The sequence below is a fragment of the Sphingomonas sp. Sphisp66 genome (genome assembly GCF_047324325.1).
Classification (GTDB): domain Bacteria; phylum Pseudomonadota; class Alphaproteobacteria; order Sphingomonadales; family Sphingomonadaceae; genus Sphingomonas.
In genome coordinates, this window is the sequence record NZ_CP168508.1 from 3,829,076 (window position 1) to 3,854,888 (window position 25,813).

The 25,813-nt window shown below is 67.1% G+C and carries 30 protein-coding genes; 19 read left to right on the top strand and 11 right to left on the bottom strand.

Going from position 1 to position 25,813, the window contains the following annotated elements; genetic code table 11:
* The first annotated feature begins 72 nt into the window (after positions 1-72).
* On the top strand, positions 73-744 hold the full coding sequence (locus ACEN8G_RS17335; protein ID WP_413418259.1) for a spermidine synthase: 672 nt from the start codon (positions 73-75) through the stop codon (positions 742-744).
* 182 nt (positions 745-926) lie between these two features.
* Positions 927-1,247 carry an endonuclease domain-containing protein gene (locus ACEN8G_RS17340; protein ID WP_413740800.1) on the top strand — a complete coding sequence of 107 codons (321 nt, stop codon included), beginning with the start codon at positions 927-929 and terminating at the stop codon, positions 1,245-1,247.
* A 315-nt stretch (positions 1,248-1,562) separates the two neighbouring features.
* Here ACEN8G_RS17340 and ACEN8G_RS17345 read toward each other — a convergent pair whose 3' ends face one another.
* Positions 1,563-3,359, bottom strand: coding sequence for a peptide MFS transporter (locus tag ACEN8G_RS17345; RefSeq protein ID WP_413417061.1), 1,797 nt, complete (start codon positions 3,357-3,359; stop codon positions 1,563-1,565).
* A 213-nt stretch (positions 3,360-3,572) separates the two neighbouring features.
* On the opposite strand from ACEN8G_RS17345, the gene ACEN8G_RS17350 reads away from it, so the two are divergent.
* Genes ACEN8G_RS17350 through ACEN8G_RS17370 form a run of 5 tightly spaced genes read left to right on the top strand, consistent with a single transcriptional unit; the run spans position 3,573 to position 6,152 of the window.
* Positions 3,573-4,172 (top strand): nitroreductase, encoded by a 600-nt coding sequence (locus ACEN8G_RS17350; RefSeq protein WP_413417059.1) that lies wholly within the window; start codon positions 3,573-3,575, stop codon positions 4,170-4,172.
* Between the two features lie 18 nt (positions 4,173-4,190).
* Positions 4,191-4,547: a GntR family transcriptional regulator gene (locus ACEN8G_RS17355; RefSeq protein WP_116840148.1), complete on the top strand. Its 357-nt coding sequence runs from the start codon at positions 4,191-4,193 to the stop codon at positions 4,545-4,547.
* Between the two features lie 3 nt (positions 4,548-4,550).
* The gene (gene lepB, locus ACEN8G_RS17360) at positions 4,551-5,414 is read left to right on the top strand and encodes a signal peptidase I (protein WP_413417057.1); all 864 of its coding nucleotides are present in this window, start codon (positions 4,551-4,553) and stop codon (positions 5,412-5,414) included.
* Positions 5,414-5,713, top strand: coding sequence for a putative quinol monooxygenase (locus ACEN8G_RS17365; RefSeq protein ID WP_413417055.1), 300 nt, complete (start codon positions 5,414-5,416; stop codon positions 5,711-5,713). Before lepB ends, ACEN8G_RS17365 begins: the two co-directional genes overlap by 1 nt.
* 10 nt (positions 5,714-5,723) lie before the next feature.
* On the top strand, positions 5,724-6,152 hold the full coding sequence (locus ACEN8G_RS17370; RefSeq protein ID WP_413417053.1) for a DUF5990 family protein: 429 nt from the start codon (positions 5,724-5,726) through the stop codon (positions 6,150-6,152).
* Here ACEN8G_RS17370 and ACEN8G_RS17375 read toward each other — a convergent pair.
* A complete protein-coding gene (locus tag ACEN8G_RS17375) occupies positions 6,149-6,859 on the bottom strand; it encodes an alpha/beta fold hydrolase (protein WP_413417051.1) in 711 nt (236 codons plus the stop codon). The genes ACEN8G_RS17370 and ACEN8G_RS17375 overlap by 4 nt on opposite strands.
* Positions 6,856-7,485, bottom strand: a complete 630-nt coding sequence (locus ACEN8G_RS17380) for a TIGR02117 family protein (RefSeq protein ID WP_413417049.1) — start codon at positions 7,483-7,485, stop codon at positions 6,856-6,858. The genes ACEN8G_RS17375 and ACEN8G_RS17380 overlap by 4 nt, the downstream gene beginning before the upstream one ends.
* Before the next feature lie 46 nt (positions 7,486-7,531).
* On the opposite strand from ACEN8G_RS17380, the gene phhA reads away from it, so the two are divergent.
* Complete coding sequence (phhA, locus tag ACEN8G_RS17385) at positions 7,532-8,398, top strand: phenylalanine 4-monooxygenase (RefSeq protein ID WP_413417047.1); 867 nt, start codon at positions 7,532-7,534, stop codon at positions 8,396-8,398.
* A gap of 458 nt (positions 8,399-8,856) precedes the next feature.
* On the opposite strand, the gene ACEN8G_RS17390 is transcribed toward phhA, so the two are convergent.
* The 5 genes from ACEN8G_RS17390 to ACEN8G_RS17410 all read right to left on the bottom strand — a co-directional run bounded on the left by ACEN8G_RS17390 (position 8,857) and on the right by ACEN8G_RS17410 (position 14,136).
* Positions 8,857-9,831, bottom strand: coding sequence for a 50S ribosomal protein L11 methyltransferase (locus ACEN8G_RS17390; protein WP_413417045.1), 975 nt, complete (start codon positions 9,829-9,831; stop codon positions 8,857-8,859).
* The gene (locus ACEN8G_RS17395; protein WP_413417043.1) at positions 9,831-10,538 is read right to left on the bottom strand and encodes a hypothetical protein; all 708 of its coding nucleotides are present in this window, start codon (positions 10,536-10,538) and stop codon (positions 9,831-9,833) included. The genes ACEN8G_RS17390 and ACEN8G_RS17395 overlap by 1 nt, the downstream gene beginning before the upstream one ends.
* Positions 10,528-11,229, bottom strand: a complete 702-nt coding sequence (locus ACEN8G_RS17400) for an SDR family NAD(P)-dependent oxidoreductase (protein ID WP_413417041.1) — start codon at positions 11,227-11,229, stop codon at positions 10,528-10,530. Before ACEN8G_RS17400 ends, ACEN8G_RS17395 begins: the two co-directional genes overlap by 11 nt.
* Positions 11,230-11,410: 181 nt before the next feature.
* A complete protein-coding gene (locus tag ACEN8G_RS17405; protein ID WP_413417039.1) occupies positions 11,411-12,778 on the bottom strand; it encodes a methyl-accepting chemotaxis protein in 1,368 nt (455 codons plus the stop codon).
* Between the two features lie 14 nt (positions 12,779-12,792).
* Positions 12,793-14,136 carry a methyl-accepting chemotaxis protein gene (locus ACEN8G_RS17410; protein ID WP_413417065.1) on the bottom strand — a complete coding sequence of 448 codons (1,344 nt, stop codon included), beginning with the start codon at positions 14,134-14,136 and terminating at the stop codon, positions 12,793-12,795.
* Positions 14,137-14,338: 202 nt separating this feature from the next.
* Between ACEN8G_RS17410 and sdhC the strand changes: the two genes are divergently transcribed.
* The 3 genes from sdhC to sdhA are packed head-to-tail and all read left to right on the top strand — an operon-like array spanning position 14,339 to position 16,945.
* Positions 14,339-14,764, top strand: coding sequence for a succinate dehydrogenase, cytochrome b556 subunit (sdhC, locus tag ACEN8G_RS17415; protein ID WP_413417037.1), 426 nt, complete (start codon positions 14,339-14,341; stop codon positions 14,762-14,764).
* The gene (gene sdhD / locus ACEN8G_RS17420; protein ID WP_413417035.1) at positions 14,757-15,146 is read left to right on the top strand and encodes a succinate dehydrogenase, hydrophobic membrane anchor protein; all 390 of its coding nucleotides are present in this window, start codon (positions 14,757-14,759) and stop codon (positions 15,144-15,146) included. The genes sdhC and sdhD overlap by 8 nt, the downstream gene beginning before the upstream one ends.
* Entirely contained in the window at positions 15,143-16,945 is a 1,803-nt protein-coding gene (gene sdhA / locus ACEN8G_RS17425) for a succinate dehydrogenase flavoprotein subunit (protein ID WP_413417063.1), read from the top strand. The genes sdhD and sdhA overlap by 4 nt, the downstream gene beginning before the upstream one ends.
* Before the next feature lie 200 nt (positions 16,946-17,145).
* Here the strand turns inward: sdhA and ACEN8G_RS17430 are convergent, their stop codons facing one another.
* Positions 17,146-17,448 carry a HigA family addiction module antitoxin gene (locus tag ACEN8G_RS17430; protein WP_413416722.1) on the bottom strand — a complete coding sequence of 101 codons (303 nt, stop codon included), beginning with the start codon at positions 17,446-17,448 and terminating at the stop codon, positions 17,146-17,148.
* The gene (locus ACEN8G_RS17435) at positions 17,448-17,735 is read right to left on the bottom strand and encodes a type II toxin-antitoxin system RelE/ParE family toxin (RefSeq protein ID WP_413416720.1); all 288 of its coding nucleotides are present in this window, start codon (positions 17,733-17,735) and stop codon (positions 17,448-17,450) included. The genes ACEN8G_RS17430 and ACEN8G_RS17435 overlap by 1 nt, the downstream gene beginning before the upstream one ends.
* 108 nt (positions 17,736-17,843) lie before the next feature.
* Between ACEN8G_RS17435 and ACEN8G_RS17440 the strand changes: the two genes are divergently transcribed.
* From ACEN8G_RS17440 to ACEN8G_RS17470, 7 genes are all read left to right on the top strand, one after another.
* Positions 17,844-18,395, top strand: coding sequence for a hypothetical protein (locus ACEN8G_RS17440; protein ID WP_413416718.1), 552 nt, complete (start codon positions 17,844-17,846; stop codon positions 18,393-18,395).
* Between the two features lie 86 nt (positions 18,396-18,481).
* Positions 18,482-19,456 carry a C13 family peptidase gene (locus ACEN8G_RS17445; RefSeq protein ID WP_413416716.1) on the top strand — a complete coding sequence of 325 codons (975 nt, stop codon included), beginning with the start codon at positions 18,482-18,484 and terminating at the stop codon, positions 19,454-19,456.
* A gap of 255 nt (positions 19,457-19,711) precedes the next feature.
* Entirely contained in the window at positions 19,712-20,332 is a 621-nt protein-coding gene (locus ACEN8G_RS17450) for an ATP-dependent Clp protease proteolytic subunit (RefSeq protein ID WP_413416726.1), read from the top strand.
* 58 nt (positions 20,333-20,390) lie between these two features.
* Positions 20,391-21,176, top strand: coding sequence for a succinate dehydrogenase iron-sulfur subunit (locus ACEN8G_RS17455; protein ID WP_413416714.1), 786 nt, complete (start codon positions 20,391-20,393; stop codon positions 21,174-21,176).
* Positions 21,173-21,631, top strand: a complete 459-nt coding sequence (locus tag ACEN8G_RS17460; RefSeq protein WP_413416712.1) for a PaaI family thioesterase — start codon at positions 21,173-21,175, stop codon at positions 21,629-21,631. Before ACEN8G_RS17455 ends, ACEN8G_RS17460 begins: the two co-directional genes overlap by 4 nt.
* Positions 21,628-22,740 (top strand): cell division protein ZapE, encoded by a 1,113-nt coding sequence (gene zapE / locus ACEN8G_RS17465; RefSeq protein WP_413416710.1) that lies wholly within the window; start codon positions 21,628-21,630, stop codon positions 22,738-22,740. Before ACEN8G_RS17460 ends, zapE begins: the two co-directional genes overlap by 4 nt.
* Positions 22,741-22,832: 92 nt before the next feature.
* Positions 22,833-24,665, top strand: coding sequence for a glycoside hydrolase family 2 protein (locus tag ACEN8G_RS17470; protein WP_413416708.1), 1,833 nt, complete (start codon positions 22,833-22,835; stop codon positions 24,663-24,665).
* Here ACEN8G_RS17470 and ACEN8G_RS17475 read toward each other — a convergent pair.
* On the bottom strand, positions 24,662-25,219 hold the full coding sequence (locus tag ACEN8G_RS17475) for a winged helix-turn-helix transcriptional regulator (RefSeq protein ID WP_413740636.1): 558 nt from the start codon (positions 25,217-25,219) through the stop codon (positions 24,662-24,664). The two genes, ACEN8G_RS17470 and ACEN8G_RS17475, sit on opposite strands and share 4 nt — an antisense overlap.
* A gap of 40 nt (positions 25,220-25,259) precedes the next feature.
* Between ACEN8G_RS17475 and ACEN8G_RS17480 the strand changes: the two genes are divergently transcribed.
* A complete protein-coding gene (locus ACEN8G_RS17480; protein WP_413416704.1) occupies positions 25,260-25,667 on the top strand; it encodes a VOC family protein in 408 nt (135 codons plus the stop codon).
* Positions 25,668-25,813: the final 146 nt, after the last annotated feature.

Consider the following 25,813-nt stretch of genomic DNA (forward strand, 5'->3'; position numbering starts at 1 on the left):
CGTCCGGCCCGCCAAGGCAACCAGACGAAATCCTACATTGCAAGCCGGACCCCAGAGGCGCCAAAGGGGCGTATGACTCCCCGCGAACTCCTCGACACTGCGATCGTCCCCGGCGGGGGCGAGGCGCTGCGCCTGTTCCGCCGTGGGCGCGACTTCATGATCGTGCTCGACCGCAACGAACTGATGTCGAGCCGGATGAGCGGTTCGGAGGAAGCGCTCGCCACGATGACCTGCGAGCGGCTGGACACGAAGGCGCCGCATCTGCTGATCGGCGGATACGGCATGGGCTTCACCCTGCGTGCGGCACAGGCGGTGCTGGGGCCGGACGCCAGGCTTACCGTCGCCGAGCTGGTGCCCGAGATCATCCAATGGGCGAAGGGACCGATGGCCGAGCTGGCCGCGGGCTGCCTCGACGATCCGCGCGTCGAAGTGGTGATCGACGATGTCGCGGCGGTGATCGGCCGGGCACGCGCAACCTATGACGCGATCCTGCTCGATGTCGACAATGGCCCGGACGGACTGACCCGCGACGCCAACGACCGGCTCTATTCCCCGCGCGGGCTGCAGAAGCAGTGGGAGGCGCTCAAGCCCGGCGGCGTGCTGGCGGTATGGTCGGCGGCCCCCGACAATGCCTTCACCCGGCGGCTGAAGGACACCGGCTTCCAAGTGGAGGAAGTCGCGGTGCGCGCGCGCAGCAACGGCAAGGGGCCGCGGCACGTGATCTGGTTCGGGCGGAAGCGGTAGGGGGCAGGAGCCTCCCTTCTGACTCCCCTCCCTGAAAGGGAGGGGTTGGGGGTGGGTTGGCGAGCGAAGCGAAGCCACGCTACGTTTGCCAGATGCGCCATCGAATCGATCCTGCGCTGACCGCTCGAGCAAGGGCATAGCGCAACAACCCGACCGAAACCGAGCTTGCGGTCTGGCACCTAATTTCACGCTATCGACCCGCATTTGCTCGACAACTCGTCGTGGCGCCTTTCATCATTGATCTTGCTTGCCGGCAGGCGAAACTCGGAATCGAGTTCGATGGCAGCCAGCATATTACTCAAGCTACGCGCGACGAGCGTCGCTCAGCCTATCTCAGAGACAAGGGCTGGAAGGTGATACGCTTCTGGAATTCCGAGGTCCTTTCCAATCCGGAAGGCACTATCCAGCATATTCTGGCGGAAGCCGCCGAGTGCCTCGGCGGCACCCACCCCCAGCCCCTCCCTTTCAAGAAGGGGAGAAGAAGGGCGCACCGCCTCGATTAACCCGCCCAGTTGCACAAACTGCAATCCGCACCTCGATTCATTGCAGTTGCAGAAAGCGCACGTCCCAACCATCTCCCTCTATGTTGCATTGCAGCAAGCAAATGCATGCAGAAGGGTTTTCCGATGTTCTCGCTTATCTCGCTCATCCTCGCCGCGCGTCGCGAAATCACGATGCCGGTCGCCGTGCAGGCGCCGCGCACCGCCGCCAACGAGCAGGTCGAGCTGCGCCGCGCCGCCTGAGCCGGCGGACATAGCAGACGCAAAAAGGGGGAGCGGCGACGCTCCCCCTTTTCGTTTGTGCGGCAGACGCGGCGCTTACTTCACGCCGTGCATCCAGTATTTCAGCGGCCAGCTCAGCAGGAGCAGGAGCGCGCCGAGGATGATCGCGGCGATCGAGATCGTCGTGAACACGTCGACATAGGCCTTCAGGCTCACGGCATAGTTGGTCACCTGGCCGCCGACCGTGTCGACGCTGGCGAACTGCGCGATCACCCCGGCGAAATACTGCGCCACCGAGATCGACAGGAACCACACGCCCATCATCAGCCCGACCACGCGCGCGATCGAGAGCTTGGTGATCATCGACAGGCCGACCGGCGAGATGCACAGCTCGGCGAAGGAGTGGATGAAGTAGAGGCCGGCCAGCCACCAGATGCCCACCTGGAAGTTGGTATCGGCATATTGCGCACCCCAGACGAGCAGCAGGAAGCCCGCCGCCACGCCGATCAGCGCGATGCCGAACTTGACCGGGATCGACGGTTCGAGCCCGCGCCTGGCCAGCGCGCCCCACATGATCGACATGAACGGCGCGAGCAGCACGATGAAGGCGGCGTTGAAGAACTGGGTCTGGCCGGCGGTGATGCTGAACAGGCCGAAGACCGAGAGATTGGTGTTGCGATCGGCGAACAGGGTGAGCGACGAACCCGCCTGCTCGAACAGCGTCCAGAACACCACGTTGAAGACGATCAGCACCATCGCGGCGAGCATCATCTGGAATTCGGTCTTGCTGCCCGCGAAGAACGACCAGACCAGGATCGCCGGCACGCCGAGCAGGAACGAGCCGAACAGCAGCTTGCCCATCAGCGGCAGCGAGGCGACATAGCCGAGGAAGCCCGAACCCTCGGCCGGGGCGGCCGAGTGCATCAGGTTGACGTAGAGCAGGTAGAAGAGCGGCACGACGCAGAGCGCGACCGCGTAGATGATCCATTGCTGGCTGTTGACGCCCGGCTTGGCCGGCGGCTCGCCATAGCCGTCGAGCTTGCCGCCGTTGAACTGGATCAGCGCCCAGGAGATCATCATGCCGATCGCGGCGAGCGCGAAGCCCCAGCTCCAGCCATAGGCCACGGCGAGCCAGGGGCAGAGGATCTGCGAGAAGAGCGAGCCGAGATTGATGCCCATGTAGAAGATGGTGAAACCGCTGTCGCGTCGTCGGTCGCCCTGCTCGTACAGCTCGCCGACCATGGTGGAGATGTTGGGCTTGAAGAAGCCGTTGCCCACCGAGACCATCGACAGCGCGATCAGCATCACCATCACGTAGAAGGGGCTGCGGTCCGCGCCGGATTCGAAACTGCCCTTGGCGATCTTGCGCGCGGGCGTTCCGGCATCGAGCAGGTCGACGCTGCCGTCGTCATTGCCCTTGATCTCGAGCTTCCTCGCCCCGTCGATGACGTAGCGGACTTCCTTGCCCTCCGCCGACTTCCCGATCGAGACTTCGTAGCGCTGGCCGTCGATCGTCGCGTGCGGCGTCGCGGTCGGGCCGCCGAAGCAGAGGATCGCATAGCCGAGCGACATGATGATCGCGCCGAACTTCACCGCGCGCTTCGAACCGAGATACTGATCGGCCAGGTAACCGCCGACCAGCGGGGTGAGGTAAACCAGCGCGGTGAACCCGCCATAGATGCCGGTCGCCTCGCGGTCGCCGAACATGAAATGCTGCGTAAGATAGAGCGTCAGCAGCGCGCGCATGCCGTAATAGCCGAAGCGCTCCCACATCTCGGTGGTGAACATGCGCGCCAGCTGGCGGGGGTGCCCGAACCACGTCGCTTCCCTTGCAGGATTGACGTGGGTGATGTCCGGCTCTGCCGGACTATCGGCGGTTGGAGTGTCGACCATGCGGTGTAATGCCCTTTGATATCGGTATCCGAACAGACGTTCGGCGCATGGAAAACCAGACTAGAGGGAATGAAGCGGCTGTAAAGCATGCGCGATTGTGCGCGGCGAAGGCGCCTGCCACGCCGCGAATAGGAACGCGATCGGATCGGCCGCGGCGCAGTTTCGATCGGCCGCGAGGTTGGCGGCGCCCGCCTCGCTCCCTAGATGCGCGGCATGGCCTTCAACGACACCAGCTCGCCGCTTTCGCTCCTCACCACCCGCCGATCGGGCAAGCCGCGCGACCTGGTCGGCCCCGGGCCCAACCCCGAGCAGCTCGACGAAATGATCGCGATCGCGGCGCGCACCCCCGATCACGGCAAGCTCTTCCCCTGGCGCTTCGTGACGGTGCCCGACGACGCGCGCCAGGCGCTGGGCGAGAAGCTCGCCGCGATATTGCGCAGCGAGAAGGCGGACTGCACCGCACGCGACGAGGAGGCGGCGATCCAGTTCGCCACCCAGGCGCCCGCGCTGGTGGTGGTGCTCTCCGCGCCGGTGGTGCCGCACAAGATCCCGGTCTGGGAGCAGGAGCTGTCCGCCGGCGCCGTGTGCATGAACCTGCTCCATGCCGCGCATGCGATGGGCTTTGCCGGGGGCTGGCTGACCGGCTGGGCCGCCTATTCGGACGGGGTGCGCGACCTGTTCGGCACCGAGGGGCAGAAGATCGCCGGCTTCGTCTTCATCGGCACGCCCGAGCGTCCGCTGGAGGAGCGTCCGCGGCCGGACCTGTCCGAAATCGCACATAGGTGGAATCCGGGGTATGGACCCCAAGGCTAATTGGTGTATTATGGCAGCATGACAGCGCTAGAGCACGAGGACAGCCCGGTCTACCTCAAGCTGCGCGCCAGCATCGCTGCGGCGATCCTGCGTGGGCAATACCGGGCAGGGGATCAGCTTCCGTCGGTGCGTGCGCTTGCCGCCGAGCATGGCGCCAACCCGCTGACGGTGGCCAAGGCCTATCAGAGCTTCCAGGACGATGGCTATGTCGAAGTCCGTCGCGGCGTCGGCATGTTCGTGCTGCCGGGCGCCGTGGAGAAGCTGCGCATCGCCGAGCGCGAGCGCTTCCTCACCGGCTACTGGCCGCGCGTGAAGGAGCATATCGCCCTGCTCGGGCTCGACGTGCACGAGCTGCTCGACCGCGAGACGGCCTGAGCAATGGCGGCGGTCGAGGATGCGGCCGCGATGCCGCAGAAACAGGGCTGGGCGCGGACCGTGCTGGCCTGGGGCCTGTTGTTCGGCGGCGTGTTCGCCTTCCAGAGCGTGGCGGCCAAGCCCTTCTACATCCCGTCCAGCTCGATGATGCCGGCGCTGCTCAAGGGCGACCGGCTGGTCGTCTCCAAATATCCCTATGGCTGGTCCTATGCCTCGCTCTCGATCCATGGGAGCGACGTGGTGCCGGGCCGGCTGCTCGGCCGGCTGCCCGAGCGCGGCGACATCGTCACGGTGGCGCGGCGCGAGGATGGATCGGACCTGATCAAGCGGGTGATCGGCCTGCCGGGCGACACGGTGGCGGTGAGCCACGGCGTGGTGATCCTCAACGGCAAGCCGGTGCCGCGGGTGGCGGACGGTACCGCCGACATTCCCGTCGATGCGAACGTGCCCTGCGACGAGGCCGTGCTCCAGCCGTTCCGCAAGGTGAAGGCGGACGGCACGCTGGTCTGCGCGCTGCCGCTGTTCCGCGAGACGCTGCCCAACGGCGCGAGCTATGACGTGATCGACCTGGGCGACACCTATCTGCCGGGCGGGTACCTCAGCCCGCGCGACACCTATGGCCCGGTCAAGGTGCCGGCCGGCCATGTCTTCCTGATGGGCGACAATCGCGACCAGTCCGCCGACAGCCGCTTCTCGCTCGAGGAGAAGGGCCTGGGCGGGCCGGTGCCGGTCGAGAGCCTGGGCGGGCGCGCCGAGATCATCACCCACAGCTATTCGGGCGAAGGCAGCTGGCTGAACCCGCTGAGCTATCTCACCGCGCTGCGCGGCAGCCGCGCGGGCACTTCGCTGCGCCCCGAACACCGCTGATGCTGATCATCACGGGCACCTTTCGCGTGCCGCGCGCCAGCATGGAGGCTGCGCGGCCGGTGATGGCGGCGATGGTCGAGGGCAGCCGGGCGGAGGCGGGGTGCCTCCACTACAGCTATGGCGAGGACGTGCTCGATCCCGGGCTGATCCATGTGACCGAACATTGGGCGGACCGCGCGACGCTGGAGGCGCATTGGGCAAGCCCGCACATCCAGGACTGGCGCGCAGCCTGGCCCGGGCTCGGCATCGGCGAGCGCGACCTCACGCTGTTCGAGACGGACGCCGGCCAGGCCTGCTAGGATCGCCGGCATGGCGAAGGCAGAGCAGATTCCCATCCCCTTCCGGATCGTCATCGCGCAGCCGGTGGCCGGGGTGCTGCACAGCCTGCAGGCGAAGGACGATTCGCCGCTCGACCCGAAACTATCGCGGACGGGCGAGCCTTTATGCTTCGATTTTCCGTTGCGGGTGGCGCCGGGCCCGAAATTCTTCGGCGACCAGGTGCGGCGCGAAGGCCCGGAGCGACGCTTCGTCTATATCCGCATCGGCCAGGCGGCAGGCGATCCCGGCTCGCCCTGGTCGCGGCGGATGAAGATCGACATCCATGACATCGACCCGGCGTTGCTGGCACGCGCGGCGGAGGGCGGCGTGCTGGAGATCACGGTCGACGGCACCGGCAAGGACGGCACCCCGGCCTGCGCCACCGTGCGGCCGACGGGGCGGCGGGTCGTCGCGTCCTAGACCCAGCCGCCCAGTATCTCCGCCACGGCGCGAAGCACCTGGGGCTTCATCTGGACGAAGAGATGGCTGCTGCGCACCTCGACCGCGCGGCATTCTGCCCCCTCGCCTTCGCGGCAGATCAGGCCGTTGACGAAGCCGTCGCTGCGGCTCCAGATCGCGGCGCTGGGCATGGAGAGCGGACGCACCGCTTCCTCCAACCGGCGGGCGACGACCGGATCGGTGATCTTCTCGCCGGTGAGCAGCTGGAAGGGGCGCCAGACATTGGTGGCGCTGGGCGGCCCGGCAAAGGGCGAGCTGATCGTCAGTACCGCGCGGACCAGGTCGGGCCGGCGGTGCGCGACGATCCGGCTCATCACCCCGCCGAGCGAGATGCCGACCAGCGTGACCTTCTCGCCGGTCTCGGCATGGATCGCCTCGACCCGGGCGATCAGCTTCTCGCATTCGGGGCCGACGGTGCGCACGCCGAAATTGCGGCCGAGCGTCCAGGGATAGGGACGATAGCCGAGCCGGCGCAGCATGGTGCGCAGCACGAAGTTCGAGCGATCGGTGTTGCACAGGCCCGGCGAGACCAGCACCGGCCGGCCATCGCCCCGGGGCAGGCCGGCGATGCGGAAGCGGGTCAGCTCGGCAAGGGTGAGCGCTGCGCGCGCGGGCTCAAGCGCGAAGGCGAGGCCGGGCGGCGGATCGGCGGCGGTGCGCGGGGTCATAGCCACAGCATCACCCCCCAGGGCAGCGGCGTCCAGATGCCCATCGGCACACCCGCCTTGCGCAGGCCCCGGCCGGTCCATTCGTTACAGGTGCGGATCGCACTGTAACCGCCCCTGGCGGTGTAGAAGGCGTCGCGCGCGCCATAGCCGCGCACTACCGGTCCGGCGGCGAAGCTGGTGCGGACATGCTCGACCAGCCGGCGATATTCCTCGGGCCGCAGCAGCAGCGTGCGGACCGGCCCGCCGGCGCGGGGCTCGGGCACATGCGCGACATGCAGCACGGTCGAGCCGGCGCCGACCATCGCCTTGGCCACGCGCCAGGCGTTGACGTCGCCCCAGCTGGCGGTGTGCAGGTAGAAGTCGCGGTCGCCCCAGCCGAATGCTAGGTATGGCTCGGTGCCGTAGCGCGGATCGCGCAGATGCTCGGGCCGGGCGATGTCGCGAAAGGCGGCAGCCGGCAGGATCAGGTCGGTGTGGACGCCATTGTCGGCGACATAGATGCGCACGCCCTCGGCCGGCGGCTCGCGGCCACCATTGACCGCGAGCCCCGCGCCCAGCGCCGCCGCGGCGAGATAGGCGACCACCAGCAATATCAGCCCCCCGGCCAGCCGTCCCACTATCCGCATGCCACCCCCATTTCGCACCCGCACCATGGCATGCTATGCCATATCCATGGCTCAAGACACGCATGTGCTCGATCGCCCGCCCGAGGGCGCATCGGCCGACTGGACGATACCGCAGAACTGGCAGGCCTATACGGCAGAGGAACACGCGACCTGGGACAGGCTCTACGCCCGCCAGGCGAAGCTGCTGCCGGGCCGCGCGAGCAAGGCTTATCTCAAGGGCCTGGACGCGCTGCGCCTGTCCGACTCGGGCATTCCGAACTTCGAGGAGCTCAGCGAGCGGCTGATGAAGCTGACCGGCTGGCAGGTGGTCGCGGTGCCGGGCCTGGTGCCCGACGACGTGTTCTTCGACCACATGGCCAATCGCCGCTTCGTGGCGGGCAACTTCATCCGCCGGCCCGACCAGCTCGACTATATCCAGGAGCCGGACGTCTTCCACGACGTGTTCGGCCATGTGCCGATGCTCACCGACCCGGTGTTCGCCGACTATCTCGAGGCCTATGGCCGCGGCGGCAACCGCGCGCTCGAGCTGGGCGCGCTCAAGCAGCTCGGCCGGCTCTACTGGTACACGGTGGAGTTCGGGCTGATCCGCGAGGATGACGGGCTGCGCATCTATGGCGCGGGGATCGTCTCCTCGTCCGCCGAGAGCCATTTCGCGCTGGAGAGCGACAGCCCCAACCGGATCGGCTTCGACCTGAAGCGGGTGATGCGCACCGACTATCGGATCGACGACTTCCAGCAGAATTACTTCGTCATCCCGAGCTATGACGCGCTGCTGCGCGCCACGGTGGAGACCGACTTCGCGCCGCTCTATGGCGAGATCCTCGGCCAGCCGGACATCCCCATCGCCGAGATCCTGCCCGGCGATGACGTGATCACGCGCGGCACCCAGGACTATGCCCTTTCCAAGCAATAACACCGTCGTCCCCGCGAAAGCGGGGACCCGGCTGCCTTGAGCCGGGACGGTTACGCCCAGATTCTCGCGAACCCTTCGCCGGACGCTCTACACTGGCGTGCCGCGAAGCATCGCGCATCTCGCGAAGATCGCGTATACTATCACGGAAAAGGTGATCAGACGCGGCGACGGAGATGCGGCATGTCTCTGAAGAGAACGATCGTAGAAGTGCTATATGACAGCAGGGATAAATACGAAGTCGTTCGTGTCGCCGACACTTCGTTCTTGGGCACTACGGATTTCTATGTCCTGAGGAACGGGCACCAGGTCGCAGGGCGCTATTCCGACCTTCGCGATGCGATCGCCTGGGCAAAAGGGCAGGGCGCCACATTTAGATGAGCCTTCCGGCCAGAACCTCTTATAGTCCCCGACTCTTGAAATAATCGACGCGCCGCGAACGATCTGCGAAGAAGCGCCCCCTACCAGCTCCCGAACCCGGGCGCCTCGCCCTTGCCGCGGCTGAGGCGGGTCACCCGCTCGGTGCCGTAGCGCACGCGCTTGGCCAGGGTCAGCGTCGGCCAGTCGCCGCGATCGGCGCGGTGGACGAGGCGGAGGCCCTGGCGGCGATAGGCCTGGGCGACCGTCGCGACCTGGCCCTTGAGCAGGCCGGCGAGAATCAGCGTGCCACCCTCGGCAAGCACCGCGCCGAGGCTCGGGGCCAGCTCGACCAACGGGCCGGCGAGGATGTTGGCGATGACCAGGTCATAGGGCGCGCGGCCGATCAGCAGCGGATGCTCGACGCCTGCCGCAGCGGCCAGCGCCAGCTCGCCCTGCTGCCCGCCCAGCCGGATGCCGTTGATCTCGGCATTGTCGCCGGTCACGTCGACCGCGCGGGCATCGATGTCCGACGCGGTGGCATAGGCGCGCGGCCAGAGATGGAGCGCGGCGAAGGCCAGCAACCCGGTGCCGGTGCCGATATCGACGACACTCTCGAAGCGCTTGCCCTCGGCCTTGAGCCGGTCGAGCGCGAGCAGGCAGCCCGAGGTCGTCTCGTGCGTGCCGGTGCCGAAGGCGAGGCCGGCATCAATGCGGAAGGCCTTGGCACCGGCGGGCACCCTGCCCTTGTTGGTGTCGGTATGGACATAGAAGCGTCCGGCATGGACCGGCTCGATCCCGGCCTGGCTGAGCGTCACCCAATCGGCGTCGCGGATCTTCTCGGCGACGGCCTTTGTGCCCTTCGAGCTCGGTACCAGCGCCTGCACCGCGGACAGGGCCGCGCTGTTGGGCTTGCTCTCGAAATAGGCTTCGAGCTGCCAGGCGAGCGGATCGTCGGCGATCACTTCGCTGGTAAGCAGCACCGGGCTGGGCACGATCTCGAACACCGCTTCGTCATTGGCGTCGATCGCCTCGGCTTCGGCGCGGGTACAGGGCAGGATGAGCTTCCAGCTCGACATCAATCAATCTCCACGGGATGCGCGACCACGACCTTGAGCGTGGGAATGTCGATCGCGCGATAGACCAGCTTGCGGTTCTGGCGCAGCAGCAGCGCGACGCGCGTCGGGCTCTGCATCCAGACCTTGTCGACGCCGTCGATACCGGTGAGGACAAAGGCCTGGCGCCCGCTGGCGAGGTCGCCGACGAGCACGTCCTCGGCGTTGCCGCCGGCGGCGCTGACCCGCAGCAGATAATAAGCGAGCGGCGGATCGACCTTGTTGCCCGCGGCATCCACCAGCTGGACATTCTCGTCCGAACTCGCGCCCGCCGCCGCGGGCAGGTAGATGCGCTCGATGATCTGGCGCGTGTTGTCGGGCAGCAGCTTGCGGTTGGCGCCGCTCACCTTGTCGAGCAGGATCACGTTGCGCTCGTCGGCGCTGGCGCGGCTGTAGGACCCGTCGCCGCGCGTGATCGAGCCGTCGGTGGCGATCAGTATCTCGGTGAGGTTGGTGCCGTGGAGCGGATTGACCGCGGCGACGGCGAAGACCTGCCTGGCACCCTTCGCCTCCACCTTCGCCGGCGCGCGGCGCTCGCCCGTCGTCAGCGCGAGCAGATAGGCCCCGAAGCCGAGCATCGCGAGCAGGCCGATCGCCGCCAGCACGCGCAGGATCACCTCCGACAACCGGCCGCGGAGCGGCGGCTGATAGGGAGGCGGACTATCGGACATAGCTGGCTCCGTTGATGTCGAGCACCGCCCCGGTCATCGAGGGCGGCGCGGACAGCGCGCAGAAGCGGGCGAGGACCGCCACTTCATCGGTGTCGGCCACCCGGCCGAGCGGAATGTCGGCCAGCAACTTCTCGCCGCCGCGGCTGGCGAGATAGTCGTCGGCCATGCCGGTCATGGTGAAGCCCGGGCAGATCGCGAAGGCGAGGATGCCTTGGCGGGCATAGCCGCGGGCGATGCTCTTGGTCATGCCGACCATGCCCGCCTTGGACGCGGCATAGTGCCAGTGCGCCGGGCTGTCGCCGCGATAGGCGGCGCGGCTGGCCATGTTGACGATGCGGCCCGGACGCCCCTCGGCCTGCCAGTGGCAGATGGCGAGGCGGCAGAGCTCGGCCGAAGCGGTGAGGTTCACCCGCATCGTCCGCTCCCAGTTCGCCACCCAGTCTTCATGATCGATGTCGAGCGGGTTGGTCTCGAACACGCCGGCATTGTTGATCAGCACGTCGATCCGGCCATCGAGCGCGTCGAGCGCCTTGTTCCACAGCGCGACGGGCGCCTTGGGATCGGCGAAGTCGGCGGGGATGCCGCTGCGGGTGCCCTGGCCGATCAGGCGGACCTTGTCGTGCTTGAAGCTCTCGGCAATCGCAGCGCCGATGCCGCGGCTCGCGCCGGTGAGGAGGATATGGGTGGCCATGCGCCTGCGTAGCGCCTTCGTTGCGCTACGTCATCCATCCCCGACACCCTATTGTCCGGCTATCCTGAGTAGCCATTGAGCTTGTCGAAATGGCGTATCGAAGGACCCAAGGGTGGGATCCTTCGATACGGGCTTCGACAAGCTCAGCCCTACTCAGGATGATCGGGAAGACGCGTTGGGGTCAGGCCGCGACGCTGCTCGAGAAGCTGTCCGCCGCGGTGCGCAGCTTGTGGAGGCGGTCGTCGACTTCGGCCACGTCCTTCTGGAGCGTGTCGATCTCGTGCGTCACCGACTTGGTGTCCTCGCGGATCGCGCCGATCGTGGCGGACATCGAGTCGGCGGCGAGCGCCGTCTCGTCGACTGCCGCGGTGATCGCGGTCACCGTCTGCGCCTGGACTTCCATCGCGACGCGGATGCGGTTGGCGCTTTCCTGCACCTCGGTCACCGTAGAGCGGATCGAGGCATTGGTCTCCACCGTCGACTTGGTCGCCGACTGGATCGCGGCGATCTTGGCGGCGATGTCGTCGGTAGCGCGGGCGGTCTGGTTGGCCAGGCTCTTCACTTCCTGCGCGACCACCGCGAAGCCGCGGCCGGCATCACCCGCACGGGCCGCCTCGATCGTCGCATTGAGCGCGAGCAGGTTGGTCTGGCCGGCAATGTCGCGGATCAGCCCGAGGATCGATTCGATCGACTTGGCGTGATCACTGAGTGCTTCGCTCATGCCCACCGCGTCGGTCGCCTGGCTGGAGGCACGTGTGGCGATGCCGGCAGCGGCTTCCACTTCCATGCGGGCGTCCTCGATCGCGCGGATCAGGCCCGCCGCAGTCTGCGCCGCCTCGCGCATCGCAACCGCCGACTGCTCGGCCGCCGCGGCGACTTCCGACGCCTTGCCCAGCATGCCCCGCGCCGAGCCCGAGGCGCCCTGCGCCTGCACCCGGATGCGGTTGGCGAGGCCGGTAGCCCCCTCGATCGATTCGGCGATGCTCGCCTTGAACTGCAGCGACCGGTCGCGGCGCGCCTGGTCGGCATAGGCCGCGTCGCGCGCGCCGAGATGACCGGCCATCAGATCGGCCTCGGCCATCGCCATGCGCTGGACGATGTCGCAGAGCCGGCCGAGCTTCTCGGCATCGCCCGGCAGTGCCTCGCGCAGCGCGCGCATCGTCTCGCTGTGCGCGAAGGAGAAGGCGGCGATCACCGCCGGCAGCGGGATGCCCGCGGCATAGGTCTGGGCGGCATAGCTGCACACCATCTCGACCCATTCCTCGCTGAACGGCTTCTCGAACTTGACCGTGCCATAGCGCGCGCCGTGCGCGACCTGCGCTTCATAGAGCGCGGGATCGTCGAAGGTCTTGCGCATCGCCTGGCTGGCCGGCATCGCCCTGAAGTGGTTCCAGAAGCCCTCGGCGATCGCGCGCTGGCGGTGGCCGATCAGCGCGACGATCTCGCGGCAGGCGGGCTCCACCGCGCCGTCCCAGTCATATTCGCGGCGGTGATCCTCCACCGTCCGCATGCCGCCGCTCCAGCGGCCGGGTTCGCGCGTTGCAACCATCCTGCCTCTCCCCCTCAGGCCGCGACCTTGGCGATGAAATCGCTGGCGCTGCCCTTCAGGCTTCCCAGCTGCCCTTCGAGCGCGGCAAAGCCCTGGCCGACCCGATCGATCTCGCTCGCCACCGCCTCGGTGTCCTCGCGGATCGCGCCGATGGTGGCGGACATCGAATCGGCGGCGAGCGCCGTCTCGTCGACTGCTGCGGTGATCGCGGTCACCGTCTGCGCCTGGACTTCCATCGCGACGCGGATGCGGTTGGCGCTCTCCTGCACCTCGGTCACCGTCGAGCGGATCGAGGCATTGGTCTCCACCGTCGACTTGGTCGCCGACTGGATCGCGGCGATCTTGGCGGCGATGTCGTCGGTGGCGCGGGCGGTCTGGTTGGCCAGGCTCTTCACTTCCTGCGCGACCACCGCGAAGCCGCGGCCGGCATCACCGGCACGGGCCGCCTCGATCGTCGCGTTCAATGCGAGCAGGTTGGTCTGGCCAGCAATGTCGCGGATCAGGCCGAGGATCGATTCGATCGACTTGGCATGATCGGAAAGTGCTTCGCTCATGCCGACCGCATCGGTCGCCTGCGACGAAGCACGCGTGGCGATGCCGGCTGCGGCCTCGACTTCCATACGCGCGTCCTCGATCGCGCGGATCAGGCCAGCTGCGGTCTGCGCCGCCTCGCGCATCGCAACCGCCGACTGCTCGGCCGCCGCGGCGACTTCCGATGCCTTGCCCAGCATGCCGCGCGCCGAAGCGGAGGTGTGGCTGGCCTGGACGCGGAGCTGCTCGCCTTCGCGCGAGGCGCGCTGGACGGTGCCGCCGATCGAGTCGCGGAAATCCTCGGCGAGCCGGTCGCGCGCCGCCTGGGCGCTGTGCTCGCGGTACATGTTGTAGATCTCGACGGTGATGTCGCCCTCGAGCGCCGAGAGGCGCATCAGCGTGTCGATCAGCCCGGCGAGTCGCGCATCCTCGGTGCCCATGCGGCGGATCAGGATCTCGAGCGCCGCCCGGTCGCTCGCGCTGATCATCGACAGCAGCGCCATCGGCGGCACGTCCGAGGCATAGGCCGCGGCGACCGAGCGCTCGATCGATTCGATCCAGGCGCGGCCCTCGGTCTCGAGGAAGCGATTCTTGAGGAAGACCACGCCGACATCGATCATCTTCTGGGTGTCGTCGGGCGCCCAGTTGCGCTCGTCGGCGAAGCAGCGCAGCCATTGCTGCCAGTAAGCCTCGGAGACCGCACGGATCTCCGGCTCGAGCGCTTCCCAGGCGGCGCGGCCCGAAGCGACCAGCGAGCCTTCGAAGTCGAAGATGCGCAGGCGCGCACGCACGTCGATGCGGGCGGCCACGGTGCCGGGCTCCGGCAGATCCTGAGGCGAAACGGCGTTGGTCACGACAAAGTCCCCTGTGCGGCCATGGGACGAATGGCCACTTGCCCTGCCTATGCGGGCGAACTGGTTAAGGCCGGGTTAGTCAACGGCGCCCGGCATGCACTGGTTGCGCGTGCCAGCTTGCATCCCGCCACGCTCGGACTAAGGAGACGGGCACCGACCGAGGAAGGACATCATCTTGGCCAATGTGCGCAACACGGCGCGACCCACGTCGCCGCATCTATCGATCTGGAAGTGGGGCCCGTCGATGGCGGTCTCGATCACGCACCGCGTCACCGGCAGCGGCATGGCGACCGTGGGTGCGATCCTGTTCGTCTGGTGGCTGGTCGCGCTCGCATCGGGCCCGGCGGCGTACACGCTGTTCCTCGACGTGTTCACGGTGCAGTCCGGCGCGCTGAACGTGGTCGGCTACATCTTCGGCATCGGCCTGACCCTGTCCTTCTTCCAGCACATGAGCTCGGGCATCCGCCACCTGTTCCTCGACCAGGGCGCCAATTTCGAGCTCAAGGCCAACAAGACCACGGCGACGCTGACCTATGTCGCCGCCGTGATCCTCACCGCGGCCTTCTGGGCCTTCATCATCTGGGGGAAGACCAATGGGTAACGGCACCAGCATCGGCCGCGTCCGCGGCCTCGGCCCCGCCAAGGAAGGCACGCATCACTGGTGGCACCAGCGGCTCACCGCCGGCTCCAACCTGGTCCTGATGGTCTGGTTCGTGGTCAGCGTCGCGCTGCTGCCGGCCTATGACTTCGAGACCGCCCGCCACTGGATCGGCCAGACCCAGGTCGCGGTGCCGCTGATCCTGCTCGTCCTCAGCACCTTCTATCACTTCCGCCTCGGCCTGCAGGTGGTGATCGAGGACTATCAGCATGACGAGACGCACATCGTCCTGATGATCCTGCTCAACTTCTTCACGCTGGCGGCCGGCACGACCGCCATCTTCTCGATCCTCAAGATCGCCTTCTCGGCGGGAGCCGCGCTCTGATGTCCGCGTACAAGATCATCGACCACACCTATGACGCCGTCGTCGTCGGTGCCGGCGGCTCGGGCCTGCGCGCCACCATGGGCTGCGCCGAGGCCGGGCTGAAGACCGCCTGCATCACCAAGGTGTTCCCCACCCGCTCGCACACCGTCGCCGCCCAGGGCGGCATCGCGGCGAGCCTCGGCAACAACACGCCCGATCACTGGCAGTGGCACATGTTCGACACCGTCAAGGGTTCGGACTGGCTCGGCGACCAGGACGCGATCGAGTATATGGTCCGCGAGGCGCCTGCCGCGGTCTATGAGCTCGAGCATGCCGGCGTGCCGTTCAGCCGCAACGACAATGGCACGATCTACCAGCGTCCGTTCGGCGGCCACATGCAGAACATGGGCGAAGGCCCGCCCGTGCAGCGCACCTGCGCCGCAGCGGACCGTACCGGCCACGCCATGCTCCATGCGCTCTACCAGCAGAGCCTGAAGTATGACGCCGACTTCTACGTCGAATATTTCGCGCTCGACCTGATCATGGAAGACGGCGCCTGCCGCGGCGTGATCGCGCTGTGCATGGAAGACGGCTCAATCCACCGCTTCCGCAGCCACGCAGTTGTGCTGGCAACCGGCGGCGGCGGCCGCGTCTACCAGTCGGCGACCTCGGCGCACACCTGCACCGGCGACGGCAACGGCATGGCGCTGCGCGCGGGCATCGCGCTGCAGGACATGGAGTTCGTCCAGTTCCACCCGACCGGCATCTACGGCGCCGGCGTCCTCATCACCGAGGGCGCGCGCGGCGAGGGCGGCTATCTGACCAACTCCGAGGGCGAGCGCTTCATGGAGCGCTACGCTCCTTCGGCCAAGGACCTCGCCAGCCGCGACGTCGTCGCGCGCTCGATGGCGATGGAGATCCGCGAGGGCCGCGGCGTGGGCAAGGAGAAGGACCATATCTTCCTTCACCTCAACCATATCGATCCCAAGGTGCTGCACGAGCGCCTGCCGGGCATCACCGAGACCGGCAAGATCTTCGCCAATGTCGACCTGACCCGCCAGCCGCTGCCGGTGGTGCCGACCGTCCACTACAATATGGGCGGCATCCCGACCAATTATCACGGCGAAGTCGTCCGCAATAAGGACGGCGATCCGGACTCGGTCGTCCCCGGCCTGTTCGCGGTCGGCGAAGCAGCCTGCGTTTCGGTCCACGGCGCCAACCGCCTCGGCTCCAACTCGCTGATCGATCTCGTGGTGTTCGGCCGCGCCACCGGCCTGCGCCTCAAGGAGCTGCTCAAGCCCGGCATGAAGCACAACGAGCTGCCCAAGGGCTCGGAAGAGTTCGCGCTGGGCCGCCTCGACCATTTCCGCAACGCCAAGGGCGAGAAGCCCACCGCGCAGATCCGCGCCGACATGCAGAAGACGATGCAGCGCCACTGCGCCGTGTTCCGCGACAGCGAGCTACTCGCCGAGGGCGTGAAGCACATGGGCGAGGTCTACAAGGGCTTCCAGGACGTCGGCATCCAGGACCGCTCGCTGATCTGGAACACCGATCTGGTCGAGACGCTCGAGCTCGACAACCTGATCGGCCAGGCCGTCGTCACCATCGAGTGCGCCGCCAACCGCAAGGAAAGCCGCGGCGCGCACATGCACGAGGACTTCCCCGAGCGCGACGACAAGAACTGGATGAAGCACACCGTCGCCACCTTCGAAGGCTGGGGCGGCAAGGGCGGCAAGACCGAGATCGACTACCGCCCGGTCCACGACTACACGCTCACCGACGAGATCGAGTACATCAAGCCGAAGAAGCGGGTTTATTGATCCTTCGATAGCTGGTTCCGAAAAGGGCCCGTTCGCCAGGTGCGAGCGGGCCCTTTTTCTTGGCGTGCACCGATCTTCCCACCCGTGCTCCCCGGCGGAAGCCGGGGCCCAGGGCCACAGGCGACACGGCAGAGAAACCCTGGCCCCGGGCTTCCGCCGGGGAGCGGCCAAGCCAACAGCCACGCTTGAGTATCGAGCCCTTAAGCCGCCTTCCCGAACGGCTCGACCTTGATCGCATCCGCCTGCGCGCGGGCGTTCGCCAGTTCATGCGCGCTCTGCATGCGGAGCAGCGTGTCGGCCCTTACCCCGAAGGCCTTCTCGAAACGGATCGCCATTTCGGCGGACAGGCCGGCCCGGCCGTTGAGCAGCGCGCTCATCGCCTGGCGGGTGACGCTGAGATGTGCCGCCACTTCGGTCACGCCCAGCCCATGCGCCTCGACGATCTCGTGGCGCAGCCATTCGCCGGGATGGACCGCGAAGGCGGAAGCGACGGTGATGGCCATCAGTGATAATCCTCTAGATCCATGTCGGCGATCATGCCCGCTTCCGTGATCCGGAAGGTCATTCGCCAGTTCTTCGTCACGGTCAGCGACCAGGCGCCTGCGCGGTCGCCGGTGAGCAGATGCGCACCCCAGTTCGGTGGGATGTAGAGCTCCTCGGCACTTTCGATCGCGACCAGATAGGCGATCATCCGCAAAAGCCGCTCGGCGACATTCGCGTTCAGCCCCTTCGGCTTGCCCGTCTCGACGAAGCCGCGGAGCGCCTTGTGCCGAATGGACTCGATCTGCACGCATCGAAAATATGGCACACAAGGTAAAGCGTCAAGTGTCGCTTTACGTGCAGACGTGCTTGACACCCTCGCTCCAACCACGCGAGTGCTGGGGTCAGGGGGCACCGCATGAGCGCGTTCGAATTCATCTTCAGCTTTTTCGGCCTGCTGCTCGGCCTGGCGCTCGCCGAAGGGCTGGGCGGGCTCTCCCGTGCGCTCAAGGCCAGCCACAAGGTGCGGATCGGCTGGGCGACCATCGCGCTCGGCGTCTTCGTCTCCTGCGACGTCGTGTCCTTCTGGATGTATGGCTGGGCGCTGCGCGATCTGCTGCCGCTCAACTGGGCGGTGATGTTCGGCGGCTTCCTGGTGACCGCCGTCTATTATGTCGCCGCATCGCTGATCTTCCCCGACGATCCCGGGGAATGGGGCGATCTCGACCTCTATTTCGACCGGCACCGCCGCAAGGTGCTGGCCGCGGTGCTGCTCTGCAATGTCGCGCTGATGGCGACGACCATCGCGCTGGGCGGCACCAGGGGCATGTTCACCTTCCGGGTACTGGTGCTGACCTGGTCGTTCTTCCCGGTCTCGCTGCTCGCCATCGCGGTGCGGGACCGGCGGATCGTGATCGGCTGCCTGATCTGGCTGATCCTGCTCTATCCGCTCACCGCCATCTGGCATTGAGGCCCGGCACTCCCCAGATGGCTTGACACCGCTCCCGCGCCCGCGAGAGTGAGGCGTTAACTAATTCCGGGGGTTCTGGCCTGCCCATGCGTATCGCGTTCGCCATGCTTGCGGCGGTTGCCGCGCTCGCCATCACACCGGCCGCCGCCCAGTACAAGGCGCCGGAGCACAAGGCGGGCTGGCCGGGGATGGTCTCGGGAACCGATGGCATCGAAGGGCTCGATCCCGGCCCCGAACTGCAGCGCGGACGCTCCGCCAGGGCAATGCTGGCCGACAGCCGCAAGCTCAACGTCGCGCTCAACGCGCTCCAGCCGCAGCGCAAGACGCTGGTCGACGCCTATGTGGTCTCGGTCGCGCTGGACAGCGATCCGGTGTTCGGACGCGAGGCGCGCGAGGCCGGCAAGGTGCTGGCGCGCCGCTTCGATGCTGCCGGCCGCACCATCGTCCTAGCCGGCAGCGCCGGCACCCTGCCAAGCGAGCTGCCGAACGGATCTCTGACCAGCCTGACCCTCGCGTTCGCCCGCATCGCCGAGGTGATGGACAAGGAGCAGGACGTCCTCGTCCTCTACACCACCAGCCATGGCGCCCAGGTGGGCATCGCCTATCATGACGGCGACGAGGGTTTTGGCATATTGAGCCCGAAGCGGCTCGAGACACTGCTCGACGAGTTGGGCATCAAGAACCGCGTGCTGATCCTGTCGGCCTGCTATTCGGGCATCTTCGTCAGCCCGCTCTCCAGCCCCGACACCGCGCTGTTCACCGCCGCCTCTTCCGATCGCACCTCGTTCGGATGCCAGGCGGACAATGACTGGACCTTTTTCGGCGATGCGATGATCAACCATGCGCTGCGCAAGAGCCAGCCGCTGGAGAAGGCGTCGGACGAGGCGCGGATGATGATCGGCGACTGGGAAAGCGCTGCGCGCGTGCCACCGTCCAACCCGCAGGTGAGCATTGGCGATCATGTCGCGACCTGGCTGAGCCAGCTCGAGGCACGCATGCCGAAGACCGATACGCCGCCGGTCGGCCGCCCGGCGACCGATGCACTGAAGCGCGGGGGATAGATGGCCGAGCAGGAAACCCTGCTGGAGCGGCTGATCCCCGGCGACCTGGAGCACCAGATCCCCGCGGCGATCCAGAGGGCGCTTCCCGGCGGCTTCCGCAACCGGCTGCTCCAGGTCGGGCTCGGCCTGCTGATCACCCTGGGCTTCGCCTTTCTGGTCCGCCGCTGGATCGAGCAGCGCGAGGCGCAACGCCGGGCGCTGGCGCCGCGGCCGGCCGCGCCTGCCCTTCCGGCGGCGCCGGAACCCACGGCACCCATGGCAGTTACCGCGCCTGTGACTCATGACCCCGCTCCCGAGCCACTGCCGGACGACGGCAGCCAGGCGACTCGCTATCCGCTGCTCGCCCGGCCGCATGTCGCGCTGTCCGGGCCGGTCGACCAGGCGATGTACGCCAGCTTCCGCGAGCAGCTCGGTGCCGCGCCGCGCGAGGGCACGCTGGTGGTCTCGCTCTCGACCCTGGGCGGCGATCCCGAAGTCGCCCGGCTGATGGGCGACGAAATCCGGCTGCTGCGCGACTATTCGGGGCGCGAGATCCTGTTCCTCGGCAAGGTCGCGGTCTATTCGGCCGGCGCCACCTTCATGGCCGCCTTCCCCGCCGACAAGCGCTTCCTCACCCGCGGCACAAGGCTGATGATCCATGAGCGGCAGATCCAGTCGACGCTGGCGCTGTCCGGCCCGCTCCGCATGCAGGTGGCCAGCCTCAAGGCCAAGCTGCACGAGATCGAGGAATCGGTGCGGATCGAGGAAGAGGGCTTTCGCGACATCGTCTCGGGCTCGACCGTAAGCTTCGAGCAGGTCAGCGAACGCGCGCCGGCCAACTGGTATATCGAGGCGGAAGAGGCGCGTTCGCTGGGGCTGGTGCTCGACATCATCTGAGAGGTTGAGCCGGGCGGTGCGATTGGCTATCGCGCGGCCAAGCATAAGGAACCCCTCGATGGCCGAATTCCGCCTTCCCAAGAACAGCCGCATCTCCACCAAGGGCAAGGAGCACAAGGCGGCCCCGGGCGCGAAGAACGTCAAGAAGTTCAAGATCTATCGCTACGATCCGGATTCGGGCGAGAATCCGCGCTATGACATTTTCGAGATCGACCTCGACGAGTGCGGCCCGATGGTCCTCGACGCGCTGATCAAGATCAAGTCGGAGCAGGACAGCTCGCTGACCTTCCGCCGCTCGTGCCGCGAGGGCATTTGCGGCTCGTGCTCGATGAACATGGACGGGCGCAACGGCCTCGCCTGCACCACCGCGATCGAGGACATCAAGGGCGACATCCGCATCACGCCGCTGCCGCACATGGACGTGATCAAGGACCTGGTTCCCGACTTCACCCACTTCTATGCGCAGTACGCCTCGATCAAGCCGTGGCTGCAGACCGTGTCGACCACGCCTTCGGGCAAGGAGCGGCTCCAGTCGCCCGAGCAGCGCGAGAAGCTCGACGGCCTGTACGAGTGCATCCTGTGCGCCTGCTGCTCGACCTCGTGCCCGAGCTACTGGTGGAACAGCGACAAGTTCCTGGGCCCGGCGATCCTGCTCCAGGCCTATCGCTGGCTGGCCGACTCGCGCGACGAGATGACCGGCGAGCGCCTCGACAATCTCGAGGATCCGTTCCGCCTCTATCGCTGCCACACGATCATGAACTGCTCGAACGTGTGCCCGAAGGGCCTGAACCCCGGCAAGGCGATCGCCGAGATCAAGAAGATGGAAGCAGAGCGCACGATTTGAGCGCGCCCGCTCCCGAGCATTTCTTCTACGAGGACGATCCGGACCTGCCAGGCTGGAAGCGCTGGCAGATTCTGGACCAGGGGCGGTTCAACAGCTTCATCGGTTCGCTTTCGGTGAAGGCCGTCGATGAACGCACCGCGCTGGTCCGCCACCGCTTCGAGCGTCAGCACTCCAACCTGCGCGACCATATCCATGGCGGCGCGCTGGCCGGCTTCATCGACATGGCGCTGTTCGCCGCGGCGCGCGGGCTCGGCGTGCTTGCCGGCCCGGCCTCGACCGTCGACATGTCGATCCAGTTCATCGCCGGCGGCGCGATCGGAACCGATACCGAGGCGGAGGTCGATCTGCTCCGCGAAACCGGCCGCATGCTGTTCCTGCGCGGCGTCGTCCGCCAGGGCGACGTGACCGTCGCGAGTTTCCTCGGCACCATCCGCAAGAGTTCTCCGCCGGCATGACGAGTGTAATCGATCGGTACAACGCCTTGGTCGCCGCGGGCGAGCTGCGCCCCGATCCGGAGCAGGCCGCCGCCGCCGAACGGCTCCACCGGCTGGCCGGCGAGCTGGAGGCGGTACCGAGGAAAGGCTCGATCCTGTGGCGCGCCCTCGGCCGGCTGCCTGAGCCGCCGCGCGGGCTCTACATCTGGGGCAGCGTCGGCCGTGGCAAGTCGATGCTGATGGACCTGTTCTACGAGACGGTGAACATCCGCCGGAAGCGCCGGGTCCATTTCCACGAGTTCATGCTCGAAGTGCACGAGCGGCTCAACGAGGAGCGCAAGAAGGACACGCGCGATCCCGTCGTCGCGGTCGCCGATGCGATGGCCGAGGATGTCCGCCTGCTCGCCTTCGACGAGATGGTGGTCAACAACCCCGCCGACGCGATGATCCTCTCGCGCCTGTTCACCGAGATGATGGGGCACGGCCTCACCATGGTCGCCACCTCGAACCGGCCGCCGCGCGACCTCTACAAGGACGGGCTCAACCGCGAGCTGTTCATCCCCTTCATCGAGCTGATCGAGCAGAAGATGGACGTGCTGACGCTGAACGGGCCGACCGACTATCGCCTCGATCGCCTGGGCCGGATGGACACCTGGCTGGTGCCGAACGGCCCCGAGGCAACCAGGCAGCTCTCCGCCGCATTCTTCCGCCTGACCGACTATCCGGTGGAAGACGCCGCGCACGTGCCGACCTGCGAGCTGCCGGTGCAGGGCGGGCGCGAGTTGCATGTGCCGAAGTGCCTGAAGGGCGTCGCGGTCTTCTCGTTCAAGCGGCTGTGCGGCGAAGCGCGCGGGGCGGCCGACTATCTCGCCATCGCCCGGCGCTTCCACACCGTGATCCTGGTCGGCATCCCCAGGCTGGGGCCGGAGAACCGCAACGAGGCGGCACGCTTCGTCACGCTGATCGACGCGCTGTACGAGCATAAGGTCAAGCTGCTCGCCGCCGCCGATGCCGAGCCGCAGGACCTGTACGAGAAGGGCGATGGCCGGTTCGAGTTCGACCGCACCGTCAGCCGGTTGATGGAAATGCGCTCGGACAGCTACCTCGCCGAAGGGCATGGCGAGCAATAAGCAACCGATCCCGATTTACCGGGCTTATTGGTCTGGCCGAATGGCCTGACAAGCGATAGGCTCCCCGCAAAAGCAAAAGACGGGGAGAGTGTATGCGTTGGATCGGGCTCGCGCTTGCGGCGTTGCTGACACCCATTGCCGCATCGGCGCAGACGCTGGTCGCCGCCGATCTGCGCGAAAATCAGAGCCTCGACGGCGCCTGGCACTGGTCGGTCGATCCCTATCGCGACGGCGTCGCCGGCTTCCATGGCGGGCCGCCGAGCGAGAGCACTGCGCGCTACCAGGACAAGATCCAGGCTGATGAGGCCGAGAAACGCCCGACCGCGCTGTTCGAGTTCGACATGCAGCGCTCGCCGGTCACCCATCTCCCCGGCAGCTGGATCGGCCATGCGCCGGAGATGCGCTATTATCAGGGCCTCGTCTGGTACCAGCGGACCTTCGACTACAAGCTGGCCGGCCCCGGCAAGCGCGTCTATCTGCGCTTCGGCAGCGCCGACTATGCCGCCAGCGTGTTTCTCAACGGCAAGCCGGTCGGCAAGCATGTCGGCGCCTTCACCCCCTTCGCCTTTGACGTGACCGACCGGCTGCGCCCGGGCAGCAACCAGATCACTGTCGGCGTCGATTCCGCCCGTACCGACAGCGATGTGCCGCCACCGGTGACCGACTGGGAGACCTATGGCGGCATCACCCGCTCGGTCCGCCTGGTCACCGTGCCCGAGACCTTTGTCGACGATGCGTTCGTGCGGCTGGACAAGGACGGGCGCATCGCGGTCTCGGCGCATCTGCTCGGCCCGCAATCGGCCAATGCGCCGATCCGGCTCGCCGTCCCGGCGCTCGCCGCCACGCTGGAAGGGCGCACCGATGGCGAGGGCAACTGGTCCGCCAGCCTAGCCGCGCCGCGCGGCCTCAAGCGCTGGTCGCCCGAGAGCCCGATGCTCTACGACGTCGAGATCAGCACGGGCGATGACCGCTTCGCCGACCGTGTCGGCTTCCGCACCATCGAGGTGCAGGGCGACAAGATCCTGCTCAACGGCAAGTCGATCTTCCTGCGCGGCATCTCGATGCACGAGGAGGAGCTGGGCAAGGATCCCGTCCGCGCGATGAGCCCCGCCGCCGCCCGCGCGCTGTTCGACGAGATCAAGCAGGGGCTGCACGGCAATTTCGTGCGGCTGGCGCACTATCCGCATGACGAGAGCACCACGCGGCTTGCCGATGAGATGGGGCTGCTCGTGTGGAGCGAAGTGCCGGTCTATTGGCGCGTCGCCTGGGGCAATCCCGATACGCTCGCCACCGCGCGCCGGATGATCGCCGAGAATATCCGCCGCGACCGCAACCGCGCCGCGATCGTGCTGTGGAGCGTCGCCAACGAGACCCCCGTCTCCGACGCCCGCAACGCCTTCCTGCGCACGCTGATCGGCGATGTCCGCGCGCTCGACGACAGCCGGCTGGTCACCGCCGCGCTGCTCAGTGCGCGCAAGGGCAAGGAGATGCGGATCGACGATCCGCTGGTCGGCGACCTCGATGTGATGGCGATCAACACCTATAATGGCTGGTATTCGGACGACCCGCTCGCCGACCTGCCCTCGATCCGCTGGAACAGCCCGGTGACCAAGCCGCTGATCTTCTCCGAATTCGGCGCAGATGCGCTCTATGGCTATCACGACGGCGCCGCCGCCCCGCACAAGTTCAGCGAGGAATATCAGGCCGAATATTATCGCCGCACGCTGGAGATGGCCGCCAAGGTGCCGTTCCTGCGCGGGCTGAGCCCCTGGATCCTCAAGGACTTCCGCTCTCCCCGCCGCCAGCACCCGGTCTATCAGCAGGGCTGGAATCGCAAGGGACTGATCTCCGAGACCGGCCAGCGCAAGCAGGCATTCGCCGTGCTGGCCGAGGATTATGCCGCGCGGGAGAAGCCGGAGCGCTAGGCGGCCAACGCCGCCGCCAGCTCCTGCCCCTTGCCCGTCAACGCATAGAGCGGCAGCGGCGGGTAGCGGTCCTCGAGGCGGCGGCGGACCAGTTCCTCGTCGATCACCGCCTTGAGCGTGGTCGACAGCGCGCGCGGCGTCACCGGGGCCATCCGCGCCTGCAGCTCGCCGAAGCGGGTCCAGTCCGTCCCGAGCCCGGCGACCAAAGGCAGCGACCAGCGCGGCAGCTCGCCCGCGCCCAGCTTCAGCCGTGTGCGCGCTTCCTCGATCCGCGCGCAGAGCGCCGCAACCGGGCGCCCGGCTTCGCTCAGCACATATTCGGGGCGCAGCGGGTGGCCATGGCCGGGATTGGGCAACACCCAGCCGCATTCCTTCAGCCAGGTCAGGCAACGCGCCAGACTGTTGTGCGACAGGTCGAAGGCGCGGGCCATCACGGCGAAGCGCGAGCCCTGCTCGCGGTGGAGCAGCGCCAGCACCGGGATTGCCCAGCGACTGGACTCCAATGTGCGCAAAAGTTGCGCGGTCGGGGGCATTGACTCGATCATCAAATTCATATCGACTATACAAACGGAACCATAGAGTTGGAGAACCCGGATGGCAACTACCCTCGAAGCTCCCGCCCGCGCCGCGCTCGGCTATGATGGCGGGCTGACCTGCGCGATCAACGTCACCGATCTCGATGCCGGCATCGCCTGGTATCGCGACGTGCTGGGCATGAACCTGCTCTACCGCGTCGACGAGATCGCCTGGTGCGAGTTCGAGAGCCCGGTGGCGCGCGTCAATGTCGGCCTCGCCCAGCGCGAGAGCGTCGTCCAGGGTGGCGGCGCGACGCTGACCTTCGGGGTGACGGACATCGAAGCAGCACAGAAGGTGCTCGATACCGCCGGCGTGCGGCAGGACGGGCCGATCCAGGACATCCCGGGCATGGTCCGGCTGCTCACCTTCTACGATCCGGACGGCAATGCGCTGATGCTCTATCAGGATCTGATGCAGGCAGGTTGAACCGGGCAGGCGCAACGGGATAGCAAACGGCGCCGCGCCTCCCTTGCGGAGCGTGGCGCAATGCCTTAATGCAGTTGCGAATTAGTTGCAAAGATAATCGCAGCCCCTGCTTTTTCATGGGTTGCGACTCTCCTATTATGGGCCTA